Consider the following 16,537-nt stretch of genomic DNA (forward strand, 5'->3'; position numbering starts at 1 on the left):
GAGCAGTGAGAATGAAAGGTACGATTGATGAAGCACGGATTTACACTGTTTTTATTATTGTTTTCAGCCTTAACCGCCAGCCCTGCGGCATTGGCGGAAGCGCCATCGACGGCAACCACAGCCCCCTATTTACTGGCGGGCGCGCCGACCTTTGACCTGTCGATTAGCCAGTTTCGCGAAAACTTTAATACACAGAATCCGAAGCTGATCCTGAATGAGTTCCGCGCCATCGACAGCAGTCGCGATCGGGCAAATCTCACCCGCGCGGCCAGTAAAATCAATGAAAACCTGTATGCGTCTTCCGCCCTTGAGCGCGGCACCCTGAAAATCAAAAGCATGCAGATAACCTGGTTACCAATTCAGGGACCAGAGCAAAAGGCAGCTAAAGCGAAAGCGCTGGAATACATGACCGCCGTCATCCGCACCGTCGCACCGCTACTGACGAAGGAACAGAGCCAGAAAAAACTGCAAAAACTGCTCGCCGCAGGCAAAGGTAAGCACTATTACGCCGAAACAGAAGGCGCAATTCGCTATGTCGTGGCAGATAACGGTGAAAAGGGGCTGACCTTCGCTGTTGAACCGATTAAGCTGGCTCTATCTGAAAACCTCGAAGGGTCGAATAAGTGACAAAAAGCAAAGCCTTTCGGGGGATGAATCTCTATACTGTTTCACAGACCATGCTGCCCTTACGGGCGGCCATATTCCTTAATTCGCTGACAAGCGTGGAGAAATGAAATGCGACATCCTTTAGTGATGGGTAACTGGAAACTGAACGGCAGCCGCCACATGGTAAACGAACTGGTTGCTAATCTGCGTAAAGAACTGGCTGGCGTTGCTGGCTGTGCAGTAGCGATTGCTCCGCCGGAAATGTATATCGACCTGGCGAAACACGCCGCTGCCGGTAGCCACATCATTCTGGGCGCGCAGAACGTTGACCTGAACCTGTCTGGCGCATTCACTGGTGAAACAAGTGCTGAAATGCTGAAAGACATCGGCGCACAGTACATCATTATCGGTCACTCTGAGCGTCGTACTTACCACAAAGAATCTGACGAGCTGATCGCTAAAAAATTCGCCGTACTGAAAGAGCAGGGTCTGACTCCAGTTCTGTGCATCGGTGAAACCGAAGCAGAAAACGAAGCGGGCAAAACTGAAGAAGTTTGTGCACGTCAGATCGACGCGGTTCTGAAAACTCAGGGCGCGGCAGCATTCGAAGGCGTCGTTATCGCTTACGAACCAGTATGGGCTATCGGTACCGGTAAATCTGCAACTCCTGCTCAGGCTCAGGCTGTTCACAAATTTATTCGTGACCACATTGCTAAAGCTGACGCGAAAATCGCTGAGCAAGTAATCATCCAGTACGGCGGTTCTGTAAACGCAGCTAACGCGGCAGAGCTGTTTGCTCAGCCGGACATCGACGGTGCGCTGGTTGGTGGTGCTTCTCTGAAAGCAGACGCCTTCGCCGTCATCGTTAAAGCAGCAGAAGCCGCTAAACAGGCTTAAGTTGTTAAGGCGGGAGGAGCACTCCTCCCGCTGTATTAACTACCAGTATCCCAACCAGTGCCACCAGAAGGCGCCGGTCACACCCCAAATGGTCAGGTTGACCACACTCATCACCAGCCCCGTTTTCCACCACTCTGCCAGCGTGACATAGCCCGAACCAAAGATGATCGGCGCAGTACCCGTGCCATAGTGCGTGAGCGACATCATCAGGGAGGAGGAGAAACCGAGCATTAAACCAAGCAATGCTGGCGGCGCGCCGAGGCCTAATCCTGCGGCGAAAAACGCAGCGAACATAGCCGTAATATGCGCAGTAGTGCTGGCGAAAAAGTAGTGCGAGTAGACATAAAGCAGAATCAACAGCAGCGTTGCAACACTCCAGTGCACGCCAAGATGGTCGATTGCGCTACCAACGCTGGTTGCCAGCCATCCCACCAACCCCAGTTTGCTGAGAAAATCCGCCATCATCACCAGCGCGGCAAACCAGACTATCGTATCCCATGCCCCGCGGCATTTAAGAATGTCATCCCAGCTCAATACGCCCGCCATCAATAGAATCGACAAACCAATTAACGCGGCGCTAGTGGGGTTTACGCTCCAGGCACTGCCCATCAGCATCGCTGGAACACCCGCCCACAGGCAGAGCAGCAAAATGAACACTGCCAGGGTGATTTTTTCTGCCAGTGATAGTGGACCCAGCGCATCCAGTTTTTGCCGCGCGAACTGCGGCGCATTTGGCGTGCGCGTGATAGCTGGCGGATAGAGCCACCAGATTACAATCGGCATGACAACCAGTGATACCAGAGCGGGAAGAAGCGCCGCAATAGCCCACATTCCCCAGGTCATGTTCAGCACGCCATCCGTCCCCTTCGTCAAAAAGCTGACGATTAACGGGTTAGGTGCGGTCGCGGTGATGAACATTGCCGAGCTGATCGGGTTAATGTTGTAGTTCACCAGCGCGAGATAACGGCCCGTTGAGCCATTCTCGGCATGGCCTGGCTGCGAGCCGAGGCTCTCCGCAATCGCCCGCATTACCGGGTGAATAATGCCGCCGCCACGCGCGGTATTGCTTGGCGTTACGGGTGCAATTAGCGTTTCCGCAAGGGTTAATGCCCACGCAATACCCAGCGTTCTTTTACCAAATAGCGCAATAAACCCGTAGCCAATACGCGCCCCCAGGCCGGTCTTTAACAGACTTTGCGACAGCATAATGGATAAACCAATCAGCCAGATTAACTGGTTCGAAAAGCCACTCAACGCATCGTTCAACGCCGCGGAGGGTTTGCCGGGGTTAGTAACGCCAGTCATCGCCACCAGCATAATCGCCACAATCGCAATTGCGCCAATGGGCATAGCTTTACCGATAATCGCGGCGATCGTACCAATAAACAGTGCCAGCAGGTGCCACGCTTGCGGGGTTACGTCAGGAGGACACGGGATAACAAACCAGATGGTCAGCGTAATCACGAGCGAGATGATGGCAGGCCAACAGCGGATGGGGGTCAAACTGTCCATGAATCAATCCTTGAGTTTCCAGTGCGCAAATCTGCGCTCGGGCATTAACCGATATTGCCGCACATAATACAATTCACTCACTCACAAAACATAAAATTAACATTTTGATACATCTACAGTTTTCCTAACACCGTAAACCAGGCGTAATCCAGCGGCAGAAGAATCAAATACGTTGCCGCCGCCAGTGCGATACATAGCAGCATCCCCGCCCTTGCAGGTACTTTCCCGAGCGCCATCGCCACTACGATCGGTGAAGCCTGATACGGCAACAGTGGCGTTGAATAACCCAGCACCTGGATCATAATCACCGACAGCAGCGGGAATCCCGTCGCATCGGCAAAACTTTGCGCCAACGTGGTATACAACGCCGGAACACCGTTCGCCGTCATAATAAAATTAAGCGCAGTGGTAATACCGGTCAGCGCGAGGAAACTGGTAAACGGCTTTTCCGCATCCAGCGGCATCACCTGTAACAGCGCTTCGCCAACAGCGCTACCAATACCGGTTTGCGTGACGGTGATCGCCAGCCCCAGAATACCCGCCACATAAATACAGGTACGAATGTTGACCCCAGTGGAAAACTCGTCGCCATTGATAAAGCCAACCCGTGGTAGCAATGTGATAACTGCCGCCGCCAGCCCGGTCCACGCGGGGCCAATGCCGTGCCAGCTTTCGCTTACCCACAAGAACAGCACCACCGCTAACATCCAGGCCAGACGTTTTTCATCCCGGCTCATCGGCTCCGGCGGCGTGAGATCGCGCGGCGCATGCGGCTTGCCAGGGAACAACCAGCAGATAAGCACAATGAGCACCGCGCCTTTAAGCCAACCCAGAACCGGCGTATGCAGCAGCAAATAGGGAAGATAATTGAGGTGGATGCCGTAAGAGCCTTCCGCCGCGCCGCTCATCACCAGATTCGGTACGTTAGCGGGTAAAATCGTCGCAGAAAGCTGGAACGTCCCAAACCCGACTGCCAGTGCCAGACCATACCAGGCGCGCGTGCCGTCGTTAATTCCAGCCCGTTTCGCCATCGCCGCGACGATCGGCATCAGCAGCGCAATGCGCCCCATGTTGGACGGCATTACAAATGCCAGCGCATAACTTAGCAGTACCACACTCGCCACCATTAACGGCCAGGAATCAGTCAACCTCGATGACAGCGCCCTCGCCGCCCTGTCCGCCAGCCCCGTTTTACGAATCGCGATACCCAGTACAAAGCCGCTAAATACCAGCCAGAACGCGGAGGACGCAAAGCCGCCAAAAATCACATCCGGTGGCGCGATTTTGGCCACCATCGCCACGGCAAAGAACAGCAGCGCCGTTATAAACTCCGGCAGCAGCGACGTAGCCCAGAGCAGAATGGTGATACCAACCACCAGAGAGGGGATAAACAGAGGGTGTGTAAGCCAGAGCGACATGCCTGTCTCCTGTTGTTTTTTTCAACAAGAATACGGGGACAGGCATGCGGAGTAAACGCCAGATTAGGTGGGGTTAACGCAGAATATCACATTGATGATCCTGAATTTCCTCAGCGGAGGCGAGATTCAGTGCCAGCAGATTGCGCTGAGTAGCCAGCAGGACAAAGGATTCGTCGCTCTGGCGCACCATCGCCAACGCATAGCTGCCCATATGCTCACGCGCATCCGGCACCTCTTCCGCCAGCATCATAAACGGGCTGCGTTGTGCCAGTTCATTTTCCGTGACGCGACGTGCCAGATATTCATGACCGCGCAGCCCACCCGGTAATGGTAGCCAGCGGGTGCTGATTTTCGCCAGGTTGTCATCCAGCTGCTTTCTGACATCGGTTCGCAGGCAGGAGATATGAATATGCAGGTGATTTTGCGTACGCCCGCTACGAGAGTTAATGGTCAGAGAGACTGCTTTGTCAGGGATTTCCTGGCCGTATTTTTGGCTCATAAAGCTACGCGCCTGCCAGGCCAGCCAGAAAAAGTTCGGTGTGCCTGATTTCAACAACAGCGGACTTTCCGTACCGTTGATCCGCCAGGTAGGCATCAACAGATATTGCAGTGGGCCGTTACGGTCTTTGAACACCACATATCCGGCATCCGGCTTTACTTCAGCGCATGGGGCGGGGTCCTGCTGCTGCAACTGGTGCGGCAGGCATTGCTGAAGAACGATCTGGCGTAATGCGTCCGGGTTGCCGGTGAATTTCCAGTACCCGATACCTGCAGCGGCGGCGACCACTATCACCGCCAGTAAAAGATAGCCTGCTTTTTTCATTACGCGTTTCCTGTATCCCATTGAAGGGCAAGAGTAACGCAAAACCATGACAAATAAAAAACCCGGTCGCGTTAGGCCACCGGGTCGGTAAATCACAGACTTATTTATCGTTTACTGATTTGGTCGAACGTACCGCCGTTAGAGAAGTGCTCTTTCTGCGCTTTCGTCCAGCCGCCAAACTCTTCGTCGATAGTGAACAGCTTCAGCTTCGGAAATGCGTTTTCGTATTTCTTCGCGACTTCTGCATCACGTGGGCGGTAGAAGTTTTTCGCTGCTATCTCCTGACCTTCCGGCGAGTAGAGATACTTCAGGTAAGCTTCCGCCACCGCTTTGGTATCTTTCTTTTCCACCACTTTATCAACCACGGATACGGTCGGCTCCGCGAGGATAGATTCACTCGGGGTCACTATCTCGAATTTATCTTTGCCCAGCTCGTTCGTTGCCAACAGCGCTTCGTTTTCCCAGGCAATCAGCACATCACCGATACCACGTTCAACGAAGGTATTGGTTGAGCCACGTGCGCCAGAATCGAGTACCTCAACGTTTTTATACAGGGCCTTCACAAAGTCTTGTGCCTTGGCCTGATCGTTGTTGTTGTGGTGCAGGGCATAGCCCCATGCCGCCAGATAGTTCCAGCGAGCTCCGCCGGAGCTTTTCGGGTTTGGCGTAATGACCGACACGCCCGGTTTGATTAAATCGTTCCAGTCATGAATTTGTTTGGGATTGCCTTTGCGGACCAGGAACACGATGGTGGAGGTGTAAGGCGCAGAATTATCCGGCAGGCGTTTAATCCAGTTTTTATCGATACGGCCACGTTCAGCAATGGCATCCACGTCGTAAGCAAGTGCCAGCGTCACAACATCGGCTTCAATGCCGTTGATGACGGAAGTCGCCTGTTTACCCGAACCGCCGTGCGACTGGCGGATCACAACGTTGTCGCCCGTTTCCTGCTTCCAGTGCGCGCTGAAGGCCTTATTGTACTGCTCGTACAGTTCACGCGTTGGATCGTACGATACGTTAAGTAACTGAATATCCTTTGCCAGAACGCTGGTCGATGCCAGCAATAATGTTAACCCTACGCCCCATTTGTTCATCGCCCAGCTCTCTTAGGTAGTGTTGTGATGAGCAAAGCGTGCCAGAAAGGCATCCAAACATTAAAGAATAAAAAAAGATTTGCTATAACTTGGGGGAATATATGGCGTCGAGTTTTTGCCTGATGGCGCTACGCTTATCAAGCCTACGATTTGCATCATGTAGGCCGGATAAGGTGCAAGCCGCCATCAGGCAATTGCATTTAGTACAGTTTTTTCGCGCAGTCCAGCCAGTCACCTTTGAACGGACGCTTCATGTTTTCGATAGCGTCGATGATGTCGTGGTGAACCAGCTGCTCGTTCTGAATACCTACGCAGCGACCGCCGTGACCTTCTAGCAGAAGTTCAATGGCATAGGCGCCCATACGGGATGCCAGGATACGGTCGTAAGGAACCGGGGAACCACCACGCTGGATGTGACCCAGTACGGTTGCACGCGTTTCACGACCCGTTTCTTTCTCAATGTAATGCGCCAGTTCGTCAACGTCACACATGTGTTCAGTGATCGCTACGATTGCGTGTTTTTTACCTTTCGCGATGCCCGCTTTGATTTCAGTAACCAAATCGTCACGGCTGAATTCCACTTCCGGAACCACCACGAACTCACAACCACCGGCAATTGCAGCTGCCAAGGTCAGGTCACCACAGTAGCGGCCCATCACTTCGACGATGGAAATACGCTGGTGAGAAGAAGAGGTATCACGCAGGCGGTCAATCGCTTCGACAACGGTACCCAGAGCGGTGAAGTAACCGATGGTGTAGTCGGTACCTTTGATATCGTTATCGATAGTGCCCGGCAGACCGATGCATGGGAAGCCCATTTCAGTCAGGCGTTTTGCACCCATGTAAGAACCGTCACCCCCGATAACAACCAGGGCGTCGATGCCACGCTTCTTCAGGTTTTCGATCGCCACCGCACGTACGTTTTCATCACGGAATTCCGGGAAGCGAGCAGAACCGAGGAAAGTACCGCCACGGTTGATCATGTCGGACACGCTGTAGCGGTCAAGCTGGACCATACGGTCTTCATACAAACCCAGGTAGCCATCATGGATCCCCATGACTTCCAGCCCTTCCGTCAACGCTGCACGTACAACACCACGGATTGCTGCGTTCATGCCCGGCGCATCACCGCCGCTTGTCAACACACCGATTTTCTTAATCATGACTACCTCTGAACTTTGGAATGCAAAATGAAATCTGCTGCCGGAAGTCGATTCCGCATATCGAAACGATCCAACGAATATGCAGATAGTATAACAATCACTTCCTGCTGAATTGATTCAGGTCAGGCCAAATGGTGGTAATTTATACACAAAATGCTGGCCCGGTTCACTTTTTTTACAACGAATTATGAAAGCTCAAACATCTTGCCTTCCTTGGGTACGACTGAACAGGGATCCTGATGAATGATGACATCCGATCCCGGGAAACGCCGTAAAATTGCCTGCTCAACCTGTTCAGCCACCAAATGCGCCTGAACGAGCGGCAGATTATCTTCCATTTCCAAATGAATCTGAATAAAGCGGGTCGGCCCTGACTGCCGCGTGCGAAGATCGTGAGCGCCGCTGACTCCAGGCCATGACGTCACTATATCAATAATTTCCTGACGTTCCTCATCGGGTAAAGCGCGATCCAGCAAAGATTGCACTGCCTCATACCCCATGCGTAATGCGCTATATAAAATATAGATGCCAATCCCCAGCGCAAACAAGGCATCTGCACGATGCCAGCCATACCATGCCAGCCCGAGCGCAATGAGAATCGCACCGTTCATCATAACATCAGACTGATAATGAAGCATATCTGCCCGAACGGCCTGACTTTGCGTACGCTTCACTACCCAGCGCTGAAACGAGACCAGAATGATTGTACACACTAACGCAATGATGGTGACCACCACCCCAACGCCCGGATCTTTCATCGGCGTGGGTTGGATGAGATGCTGAATCCCGGTCAGGAATAAAAATAGCGCCGAACCAGAAATAAACATGCTTTGCGCCAGCGCCGCCAGCGATTCCGCTTTTCCGTGTCCGAACGTATGCTCATCATCGGCGGGCTGCAGCGAATAGCGCACCACCAACAGGTTGGTTAACGACGCCGCGATGTCCACCAGAGAATCCACCAGTGCAGCCAGAATACTGACCGATCCGGTGTACCACCACGCAAAAATTTTGATCAAAAGTAACAGCGATGCCATCACGGTTGCCGCGATTGCCGCCCGGCTCACTAGCCGCCCATAGGTTTGATTCATAAACACTCCTGCCAGGATATGCCGCTAGTATAACGGATGAAGTAAAACAGTCAGGCAATAACCGAGGGACAAATTTTGGGCAAAAAAAAACCCCCACATCATGTGGGGGAAGACAGGGATGGTGTCTATGGCAAGGAAAACAGGGTTACTACTGGGAACGTGAGTTGCTACTACTCAATAAATTCAACGATGAGCTTTTTTTCCAGTGCGCTACATCGCGCAGTTGCTCCATTCGTTGTTCATGTTTCTCATTTAAAACCGCTTGCTGCTCTGGCGTTAACAGGCGATACATCTGATTGCGGATCCTGGCTATTTCAACCTGGCGGGCAACCTGTTCTTGCGCCATTCTTTCTGCCTGAGCGCGCACTGCGCTTTCATCAAATTTCTCTGCGGTGACAAGGCGATGCATTGTCTCCATTTCGCTAACATTAACAGGAGGCTGTTCGTGTCTCGCCTGCTGCATTAAATCTCGCATCTGTTGACGTTGATGTTCGGTTAAACTGATACCGTCAAACATGTGGCTCTGAACGCTGCGTTGCGATGAGCCTTCACCCAGGTGCCAGTGATCGCCTGTGACGACTTCAGCTGCATGGCTAAATGTACTGAGTGCCAGCGTTGAGGCCATGACGGCAGCGGTAACTTTGCCCATCACTTGCTCCCAAAATCTTTTCTGTCGCGATTCAACGAGAGACAGTTTACGATTCGGGCTGCAAACATGCGTCAGGGGGTGTAAAACAACGTAAAGTCATAGATTAGCGACGCCTGATGACGTAATTTCTGCCTCGGAGGTACGTAAACAATGAATAAAATCCTGTTAGTTGATGATGACCGAGAGCTGACTTCCCTGTTAAAGGAGTTGCTCGAAATGGAAGGTTTCGATGTGCTGGTTGCCTATGATGGGGAACAGGCGCTTGAGCTTCTGGATGACAGCATCGATTTACTTTTGCTTGACGTCATGATGCCGAAGAAAAACGGCATTGATACGCTGAAAGCACTTCGTCAGACACACCAGACACCCGTAATCATGCTGACCGCTCGCGGCAGCGAATTGGATCGCGTACTTGGCCTTGAGCTGGGCGCGGACGACTATTTACCTAAACCGTTTAACGACCGTGAACTGGTCGCGCGCATCCGCGCTATTCTGCGTCGCTCACACTGGAGCGAACAGCAGCAGAACAGCGATAACGGCTCGCCGACGCTGGAAGTTGATGCGTTAAGCCTTAATCCGGGTCGCCAGGAAGCCAGCTTTGACGGGCAAATTCTGGAGTTAACCGGCACCGAATTCACCCTGCTCTATTTGCTGGCTCAGCATCTCGGTCAGGTGGTTTCGCGTGAGCACCTGAGCCAGGAAGTGCTGGGCAAACGCCTGACGCCTTTCGATCGCGCGATCGACATGCATATCTCGAACCTGCGTCGTAAGCTGCCAGAGCGTAAAGACGGACACCCGTGGTTTAAAACCCTGCGTGGTCGCGGCTACCTGATGGTCTCCGCTTCATGATAGGGAGCTTAACCGCACGCATCTTTGCCATCTTCTGGTTGACGCTGGCACTGGTGTTGATGTTGGTACTGATGTTACCCAAGCTCGACTCACGCCAGATGACCGAGCTACTGGACAGCGAGCAGCGCCAGGGGTTAATGATTGAGCAACACGTTGAAGCTGAACTGGCGAACGATCCACCCAATGATTTGATGTGGTGGCGTCGCTTGTTTCGGGCGATAGACAAGTGGGCGCCGCCAGGACAGCGGTTATTACTTGTTACGACGGAAGGACGCGTGATCGGCGCAGAACGCAACGAAATGCAGATCATTCGTAACTTTATTGGTCAGGCCGATAACGCCGACCATCCGCAAAAGAAAAAATACGGTCGCGTTGAGATGGTCGGGCCTTTCTCCGTCAGAGACGGTGAAGATAACTACCAGCTGTATCTCATACGACCTGCCAGCAGCTCACAATCTGACTTTATCAACCTGCTGTTCGACCGACCGCTGTTGTTGCTGATCGTCACCATGTTAGTCAGCTCACCGCTATTGCTCTGGCTTGCCTGGAGTCTGGCGAAACCGGCGCGTAAGTTGAAAAACGCGGCGGATGAAGTAGCTCAGGGTAACCTGCGTCAACATCCTGAGCTGGAAGCCGGTCCGCAGGAGTTCCTGGCGGCAGGCGCGAGCTTTAACCAGATGGTGACGGCGTTGGAACGGATGATGACCACACAGCAACGCCTGCTGTCGGACATCTCTCACGAGCTGAGAACACCGCTAACGCGTCTGCAACTGGGCACCGCTCTGCTGCGCCGTCGTAGCGGTGAGAGCAAAGAGCTGGAGCGCATTGAAACAGAAGCACACCGACTGGACAGCATGATCAACGACCTGCTGGTGATGTCACGTAATCAGCAGAAAAACGCGCTGGTCAGTGAAACAGTGAAAGCTAATCAGCTTTGGGGCGAAGTGCTGGATAACGCCGCCTTTGAAGCTGAGCAGATGGGTAAATCGCTCACGGTGAATTTCCCGCCGGGTCCGTGGCCGCTGTACGGTAACCCAAATGCGTTGGAAAGTGCGCTGGAAAACATTGTGCGCAATGCCCTGCGCTATTCACATACGAAGATTGAAGTTGGCTTCGCGGTGGATATCGACGGGATTACCATCACCGTGGACGACGATGGCCCAGGCGTTAGCCCTGAAGACAGAGAACAGATTTTCCGTCCGTTCTATCGTACCGATGAGGCGCGCGATCGCGAGTCTGGCGGAACGGGTCTGGGTCTGGCGATTGTTGAAACCGCAATTCAGCAGCATCGTGGCTGGGTGAAGGCCGAAGACAGCCCGCTGGGTGGTTTACGGCTGGTGATTTGGTTACCGCTGTATAAACGCGCTTAACAGGCTTCCCCGGTACGACATGATTACCGGGGAAGCATTCACGTTATGCCGCCGCAGCCGCCGCCGCTAGCTTTTGCTTTTTAATTCGCTTCACCAGAATGGTCGAACAGATAAAGCCCATTAAGCTGAACGCAATCATCACGCTAAAGACATAGTTGTAGCCAGTGATGCCGCTATTGGTATCCAGCAAATAGCCGTACAACGTGTACGCAAACATCGCTGGCATATAACCGATGATGCAACCAAATGCCATTGCCGAGCCCGCATACTCACGTGGGGTACCGATCTCATCCATCGGCGCGAAGAAAATGGCGCGCTGTGAGAAGATAATCGCTCCGAACCCTAATGTCGCCGCCATACCGATATACACGTTCATTGTTTGATGCGGTAACTGCATGAACACAAGCATCGCCACAGCAGAGATCAGGAACGTCCACTTCAGATACACTGTCGGTGATTTAGCAACTTTATCTGCCAACATTCCGCCAATCGGCCCACCTACCATTTTTAACGCATACTGGTTGATGATGCCGTACGCACCGACGAGAGCTACCGGCAGCATATAGATATCTTTTAAGAACGGAATAAAGTAAGTCAGTCCACAGTACGCGGCATAAACGAAGAAAATACCTAAAGAAGCCAGCCAAACATTAGGGCAGGACAAAACATGTTTGATACCCTTTAACACTTCCATGTTGGCACTGGTTTTCTCGCCACCTTTCACTTTGTCATCATCGACAATAAAGTACGTCACAATACCTGCCACAAGCGTAATTACCGTATAGAACAACAGGCCCGCCTGCATCCCCGCTTTACCTTCACCAAACTGGACGAAGACAAACAGAGCGCCAGATGCAACGATAACATCCACCACGCCACGTCCGGCTTCTAAAAAGCCGAACATGCGTCCTTGTTCTTCTTTCGTTCCCAGCAAACGAACGGCTTTCAGCAATACCGGCCAATAAACCACATCGGCAAAGAAAGCCATCGCGGCAAAGCAAATGAGATAACCAGTAAATGACGGTAGCGTTGCCAGATATAAGCCACATAACCCAACACCAATCAGACCGAACGGTAATAATATTTTCTTGGAGTAACGATCTGCGATATAGAGAGAAAGAAAAAGTCCGGTTGTCTGAACAATCGTATAAACCGTAAAGCTCAACCCAATTTGCGTATTAGTTAAACCCCAGTCATTCTGCATTGGCACATAGAAAACATCTTTCATACTTGAAAGCTTGAAAGCTTGAAAGCTTGAATATCGTGCCGCCGCCTAAAATCAAAAAACAGAGCCTTGCCCATTTATTCATGAACATGATTAAACCCTCATTGCTTGTTGAGAGAAATATCTAAATTAAATTGTATAATTAATAAAGCCAGGGGATTATTTTCATAATCCTTTCCGCATTTAATAATATTTTAAGAAAACTAATTAATTGCCTATAAACTTGTCACATATATCACGAATGTATTTTATTTGGGCAAGAGCATGTTCTTTTTCCTGCGCCAGTCGCGCATCAATCATGTTGCTGTCAGGCAGCGGCGTATAACTTGCATCGCGCCATGGGATCCATGGATTATCACCCTCATCGTCGAAGCGAAATGCAGGGGCATAATATTCAACTTCTTCTTCCAGGCCAAAAGCATGTACTTGCGGTTTATCTTCACCTAAAAGTAATAATGCCTTAAGCATCTCTTCCATGGGTAAATCGCCGTGTCCTGAACGACAAGCCTCATGCCCCCAGCCTTTACCTTCTTTAATAATTTTTGCGTCTTTGATATGCACCTGAGTGATCAGAGGAGACATAACCTCTAACGCAGAAAGCGGCTGTTCATTAGCATTAATCATGTTGCCAAAATCAAACAGAATAGAGAGATTTTTCATCCCGCTATTGTTAACCAGCGTCACCAGCTCATGGCCTTGCAGATCTTCATGCTGTTCGATAGTAAAGCTTAGTCCGCAATCGTCATACTGAGACAGCCATGCAATATCATTGGCAATCTTCGCCATAACATCGTTGAGATGCCCTTCATAACGCGGGTAGAAACGCACTGAAGTTGCACCAGTAGCAACAGCAATACGGATGGCATCCGTCAATGTCGCCTTATCCGATGCGCTCGTTTCGATATGCACATCCAGATTATATTTTTTGGCCTTCTCTTTAAAATCGTGTAGCTGCTGATCGTTCAGTTTCTGCAGTGATTGGGACTCACCATCCTCAACATGTATTTTTACACCCTTCAATTTTTGCTGATGCGCAATATCCAGAAGATCCCCCGGCAGGACTCTCTCGTAGCGCATATTCAGATGAAAAGCATAAGCATGTAGGTACAGCGGTATATTTCTCGCGCGTTCCGCAAGAAGTTTTTGGTTACATTTTCCCATTATTTTTCTCATTCATCGCGAATAACAAGTTCCACTGATTCAAGTCTCCAGTATTCGAAATCAACCTGAACCACTTTTTTATCTCGGGTAGCCCGATGTTTTTCTACTAAAATTCCATACGTATTAGGCGCAACACCCAGTTCTTTGCAGGCCACTTCTGGCATATTGACCGGTTTAAAAACCATTTCTTTGATATTTAAAACATGGCCAAACGCATCTTCCCAGACGCTGGCAAAAGACTGATTGCCCAATTTATTAATGAATCCTGGCGCAACATCGGCATCAATATAGGATTCATGGTAAAACACTTTATGTGAATCAAGACCGCACCAACCGGTAACTAAATAACGATCGCCCGAAGAGAGAAAAACATCCTCAACATGGTGTGGGACTGTATCAATGGTTTCTTTGGTTAAATAATCCCAAAAAGGCTTACGTCCCTGGGCACAGGCTTCAGCATTGAAGCTGGAAAGTGATTTAGGGTTATAAATAAACCGCTTCGATGAAATAAACCAACCACTGCGGTTCTTGCGGAAAATACGCGCATCGATCTCAAGCTCAATCAGAACCTGACGTAAGGTCATACGCTTTGCATCCAGCAGCTCACATAACTCCCTTTCCGAAGGCAATTTGGACCCCGCTGGTAAATTCTTCTCGTTTAACCAGCTTTCAAAGCGCTCCCTGAGCACATCAACATTGTTTTTCTTTTTCATTTCGCTCATCTGGTTTAAACCAATTTGAAGCTAAGATATTTGAGTGCAGGAAATACTCAAGTTTTTTTTCAACGCAGAGTTTCTTTTTGTGGACCAGGTATCAAGAATGGCTTTGAAGCAAACCGTGACCGTCAGGTTTTTGCCCGGTTTGGTACGCAGGGGGATGAACCACGGGGAGAGGTAAATCAGGTGTCACCACCTGATTTAATTGCCAGATGAAGGTAGGTTTATTTTCCCCACAAACGGCGGGAATTGTCTTCGATCTTGCCGCTTAAACGGCGCTTTTGCATCGTTCTGGTCCAACTTTTTGATAACCCAGCAGTCGACAGTAAACGGTGATATTGCGAATCATCAAACGGCATATGCCAGGCGATAGCAATGGCCTCCCGCACGCTGACGTCGCTCACGCGTGACGCCAGAATCAATGGTGCGTCTGCTGACACCTGACCAGGCACGATGACGCTACACAGCCAGCCCGTCTTGCCCGCATCTTGCATCTGGCTGGCCATATCGCTAATGCCAAAATGGAAATTCAGCTTAAAGCACGGCGAGCGCGGCTGCGTGACCTGAATCAGCGCCTCTCCCCACTGGAAAATGTCGCCAATATACACATTATCTTCAGTCAGCCCCTCAGTAGAGAGGTTCTCACCAAACGCGGGGGCGACAAATAGCTCCGCCTGCTCCGGAAACGCTTGTCTCCAGTGCTGATAGTGTTCACGCGGATAGTGACACAGCGCGCGATCCGGCCCGCCGTGAATTTTTGTTTCCGCTTGTTCATCCCCCGTCAGCCCCAGTTCGGTCAGCATCAACTCACCGTCAATCTGGACTTTAGCAATCGCGCTGGGACGGCTTCCCGTGTAGTCCCGAACTTTGCCTGTAAAAACATCGACCGGATATCGCATCTGTTCCCTCTCCCGATAAATTTCCCCCATTACACCACATTTATTTTACCCCAGTCGCTCAAAATGAGAGCACGGTTCACATGAAACTTAGGGACACATGCTATCAATGCAATCTGGTTTTGAAACATCATTTCAAATAAGGAGTCGACAACGTGACTGGTCAATCGCAATTTGCTGGCGTCTGGTGTCCTTCCATTACGCCAATGGACAATGATGGCAAGATCGATCTCAACGGTCTAAGCCAGCATCTCAAACGCCTTACCGAGGCCAAAATCGACGTGATTTTGCTGATGGGCAGCATCGGGGAATTTGCCTCCTTCACGCTCGAAGAAAGACTGCTGCTGATCCGCGAGGCCCGCGCCATGAGCTCGCTGAAGATGGTCGCCAACGTCTCATCCACCTGCCAGAATGATGTTTTATTGATGGCGCAGGAAGCGTATCGCTCAGGTTACGATGCCGTGATGATCCTGCCGCCCTACTACTACGGACAAACGGCGAAACAGCTGCTGAGCTACTTCCGTCAGTTGGGGCAGAAACTCAGCGGCAAATGGTTTGCTTATAACTTCCCGGCACGCACCGGCTGCGATTTAACCCCCGAACTGGTAGCCACCCTCGCCGCCGAGTTCCCGAATTTCGCTGGCATTAAAGACACCGTCGACTGCCAGTCCCATACCCGCAGTATGATTCAGACCACCCGCGCCGTGCGGGAGGATTTTGCCGTGCTGTCCGGCTATGACGAATACTACATTCCCAACCTGTTAGCAGGTGGCGCGGGGATTATTTCAGGGTTGAACAACGTCATGCCGGAACTGTTTGTCAGCGCGCGGGAAGCGTTCAAACAGGGAGACCTGGCAGCGCTTCGCGATATTCAGGACCAGATTGGCACCTACATGTCCATCTATGCCATCGGCGAAGATTTTGTCACTACCATCAAAACCGTGGTATCGCGTAAGTTTGGCTATTGTACCAGCGTGTCACGTAATGCCGGTGGAGAGTTGAACGAGAGTGAGTGTCGAACAATCGATGAGGTGTTTGTCGTCAAAGGGTAAATAATTAAGCCGGATGGT

15 protein-coding genes and 1 pseudogene are annotated in these 16,537 nt (G+C 51.2%); 5 read left to right on the forward strand and 11 right to left on the reverse strand.

Annotation, left to right across the window (positions count from 1 at the left end; translation table 11 throughout):
* Positions 1 to 27: 27 nt before the first annotated feature.
* Together OGX97_RS00205 and tpiA are read left to right on the forward strand one after the other, a co-directional pair.
* Entirely contained in the window at positions 28 to 627 is a 600-nt protein-coding gene (locus tag OGX97_RS00205) for a YiiQ family protein (RefSeq protein ID WP_153687751.1), read from the forward strand.
* Positions 628 to 735: 108 nt separating this feature from the next.
* Positions 736 to 1,503 (forward strand): triose-phosphate isomerase, encoded by a 768-nt coding sequence (gene tpiA, locus OGX97_RS00210; protein ID WP_003028783.1) that lies wholly within the window; start codon positions 736 to 738, stop codon positions 1,501 to 1,503.
* A gap of 39 nt (positions 1,504 to 1,542) precedes the next feature.
* Here tpiA and OGX97_RS00215 read toward each other — a convergent pair whose 3' ends face one another.
* The 7 genes from OGX97_RS00215 to cpxP form a co-directional block, all read right to left on the reverse strand.
* Positions 1,543 to 3,015, reverse strand: a complete 1,473-nt coding sequence (locus tag OGX97_RS00215) for a DASS family sodium-coupled anion symporter (protein ID WP_003825206.1) — start codon at positions 3,013 to 3,015, stop codon at positions 1,543 to 1,545.
* A gap of 113 nt (positions 3,016 to 3,128) precedes the next feature.
* On the reverse strand, positions 3,129 to 4,433 hold the full coding sequence (locus tag OGX97_RS00220) for an SLC13 family permease (protein WP_008787026.1): 1,305 nt from the start codon (positions 4,431 to 4,433) through the stop codon (positions 3,129 to 3,131).
* Between the two features lie 73 nt (positions 4,434 to 4,506).
* On the reverse strand, positions 4,507 to 5,256 hold the full coding sequence (locus tag OGX97_RS00225; protein WP_020996109.1) for a CDP-diacylglycerol diphosphatase: 750 nt from the start codon (positions 5,254 to 5,256) through the stop codon (positions 4,507 to 4,509).
* 104 nt (positions 5,257 to 5,360) lie between these two features.
* Positions 5,361 to 6,350 carry a sulfate/thiosulfate ABC transporter substrate-binding protein Sbp gene (gene sbp, locus OGX97_RS00230; RefSeq protein ID WP_032945592.1) on the reverse strand — a complete coding sequence of 330 codons (990 nt, stop codon included), beginning with the start codon at positions 6,348 to 6,350 and terminating at the stop codon, positions 5,361 to 5,363.
* A gap of 200 nt (positions 6,351 to 6,550) precedes the next feature.
* Complete coding sequence (gene pfkA, locus OGX97_RS00235; protein ID WP_003825214.1) at positions 6,551 to 7,513, reverse strand: 6-phosphofructokinase; 963 nt, start codon at positions 7,511 to 7,513, stop codon at positions 6,551 to 6,553.
* A gap of 185 nt (positions 7,514 to 7,698) precedes the next feature.
* Complete coding sequence (gene fieF / locus OGX97_RS00240) at positions 7,699 to 8,601, reverse strand: CDF family cation-efflux transporter FieF (protein ID WP_003825216.1); 903 nt, start codon at positions 8,599 to 8,601, stop codon at positions 7,699 to 7,701.
* Between the two features lie 148 nt (positions 8,602 to 8,749).
* Positions 8,750 to 9,250: a cell-envelope stress modulator CpxP gene (cpxP, locus tag OGX97_RS00245; RefSeq protein WP_008787022.1), complete on the reverse strand. Its 501-nt coding sequence runs from the start codon at positions 9,248 to 9,250 to the stop codon at positions 8,750 to 8,752.
* 150 nt (positions 9,251 to 9,400) lie between these two features.
* Here cpxP and cpxR point away from each other — a divergent pair, with 150 nt between their 5' ends.
* Together cpxR and cpxA are read left to right on the forward strand one after the other, a co-directional pair.
* On the forward strand, positions 9,401 to 10,099 hold the full coding sequence (cpxR, locus tag OGX97_RS00250) for an envelope stress response regulator transcription factor CpxR (protein WP_003028763.1): 699 nt from the start codon (positions 9,401 to 9,403) through the stop codon (positions 10,097 to 10,099).
* The gene (gene cpxA, locus OGX97_RS00255) at positions 10,096 to 11,469 is read left to right on the forward strand and encodes an envelope stress sensor histidine kinase CpxA (RefSeq protein WP_003028758.1); all 1,374 of its coding nucleotides are present in this window, start codon (positions 10,096 to 10,098) and stop codon (positions 11,467 to 11,469) included. The genes cpxR and cpxA overlap by 4 nt, the downstream gene beginning before the upstream one ends.
* Positions 11,470 to 11,512: 43 nt before the next feature.
* Here cpxA and OGX97_RS00260 read toward each other — a convergent pair.
* The 4 genes and pseudogenes from OGX97_RS00260 to yiiM all read right to left on the reverse strand — a co-directional run bounded on the left by OGX97_RS00260 (position 11,513) and on the right by yiiM (position 15,470).
* Positions 11,513 to 12,779 (reverse strand): annotated as a pseudogene (locus OGX97_RS00260) (MFS transporter).
* A 122-nt stretch (positions 12,780 to 12,901) separates the two neighbouring features.
* Positions 12,902 to 13,855, reverse strand: a complete 954-nt coding sequence (locus OGX97_RS00265; protein WP_235125923.1) for a sugar phosphate isomerase/epimerase family protein — start codon at positions 13,853 to 13,855, stop codon at positions 12,902 to 12,904.
* 8 nt (positions 13,856 to 13,863) lie between these two features.
* Entirely contained in the window at positions 13,864 to 14,568 is a 705-nt protein-coding gene (locus OGX97_RS00270) for a GntR family transcriptional regulator (protein WP_128612238.1), read from the reverse strand.
* Between the two features lie 227 nt (positions 14,569 to 14,795).
* Entirely contained in the window at positions 14,796 to 15,470 is a 675-nt protein-coding gene (gene yiiM / locus OGX97_RS00275; RefSeq protein WP_235125931.1) for a 6-hydroxyaminopurine reductase, read from the reverse strand.
* Between the two features lie 152 nt (positions 15,471 to 15,622).
* Here yiiM and OGX97_RS00280 point away from each other — a divergent pair, with 152 nt between their 5' ends.
* The gene (locus tag OGX97_RS00280) at positions 15,623 to 16,519 is read left to right on the forward strand and encodes a dihydrodipicolinate synthase family protein (protein ID WP_125363048.1); all 897 of its coding nucleotides are present in this window, start codon (positions 15,623 to 15,625) and stop codon (positions 16,517 to 16,519) included.
* Positions 16,520 to 16,537: the final 18 nt, after the last annotated feature.

This window comes from Citrobacter sp. Cpo061 (assembly GCF_030332845.1).
GTDB lineage: Bacteria > Pseudomonadota > Gammaproteobacteria > Enterobacterales > Enterobacteriaceae > Citrobacter > Citrobacter portucalensis.

What these genes read in the sequence shown, in the direction of transcription:
- OGX97_RS00205 (WP_153687751.1), top strand. Translation starts at nt 28, where the DNA reads ATGAAGCACGGATTTACACTGTTTTTATTATTGTTTTCAGCCTTAACC.
- tpiA (WP_003028783.1), top strand. Translation starts at nt 736, where the DNA reads ATGCGACATCCTTTAGTGATGGGTAACTGGAAACTGAACGGCAGCCGC.
- OGX97_RS00215 (WP_003825206.1), bottom strand. Translation starts at nt 3,015, where the DNA reads ATGGACAGTTTGACCCCCATCCGCTGTTGGCCTGCCATCATCTCGCTC.
- OGX97_RS00220 (WP_008787026.1), bottom strand. Translation starts at nt 4,433, where the DNA reads ATGTCGCTCTGGCTTACACACCCTCTGTTTATCCCCTCTCTGGTGGTT.
- OGX97_RS00225 (WP_020996109.1), bottom strand. Translation starts at nt 5,256, where the DNA reads ATGAAAAAAGCAGGCTATCTTTTACTGGCGGTGATAGTGGTCGCCGCC.
- sbp (WP_032945592.1), bottom strand. Translation starts at nt 6,350, where the DNA reads ATGAACAAATGGGGCGTAGGGTTAACATTATTGCTGGCATCGACCAGC.
- pfkA (WP_003825214.1), bottom strand. Translation starts at nt 7,513, where the DNA reads ATGATTAAGAAAATCGGTGTGTTGACAAGCGGCGGTGATGCGCCGGGC.
- fieF (WP_003825216.1), bottom strand. Translation starts at nt 8,601, where the DNA reads ATGAATCAAACCTATGGGCGGCTAGTGAGCCGGGCGGCAATCGCGGCA.
- cpxP (WP_008787022.1), bottom strand. Translation starts at nt 9,250, where the DNA reads ATGGGCAAAGTTACCGCTGCCGTCATGGCCTCAACGCTGGCACTCAGT.
- cpxR (WP_003028763.1), top strand. Translation starts at nt 9,401, where the DNA reads ATGAATAAAATCCTGTTAGTTGATGATGACCGAGAGCTGACTTCCCTG.
- cpxA (WP_003028758.1), top strand. Translation starts at nt 10,096, where the DNA reads ATGATAGGGAGCTTAACCGCACGCATCTTTGCCATCTTCTGGTTGACG.
- OGX97_RS00265 (WP_235125923.1), bottom strand. Translation starts at nt 13,855, where the DNA reads ATGGGAAAATGTAACCAAAAACTTCTTGCGGAACGCGCGAGAAATATA.
- OGX97_RS00270 (WP_128612238.1), bottom strand. Translation starts at nt 14,568, where the DNA reads ATGAAAAAGAAAAACAATGTTGATGTGCTCAGGGAGCGCTTTGAAAGC.
- yiiM (WP_235125931.1), bottom strand. Translation starts at nt 15,470, where the DNA reads ATGCGATATCCGGTCGATGTTTTTACAGGCAAAGTTCGGGACTACACG.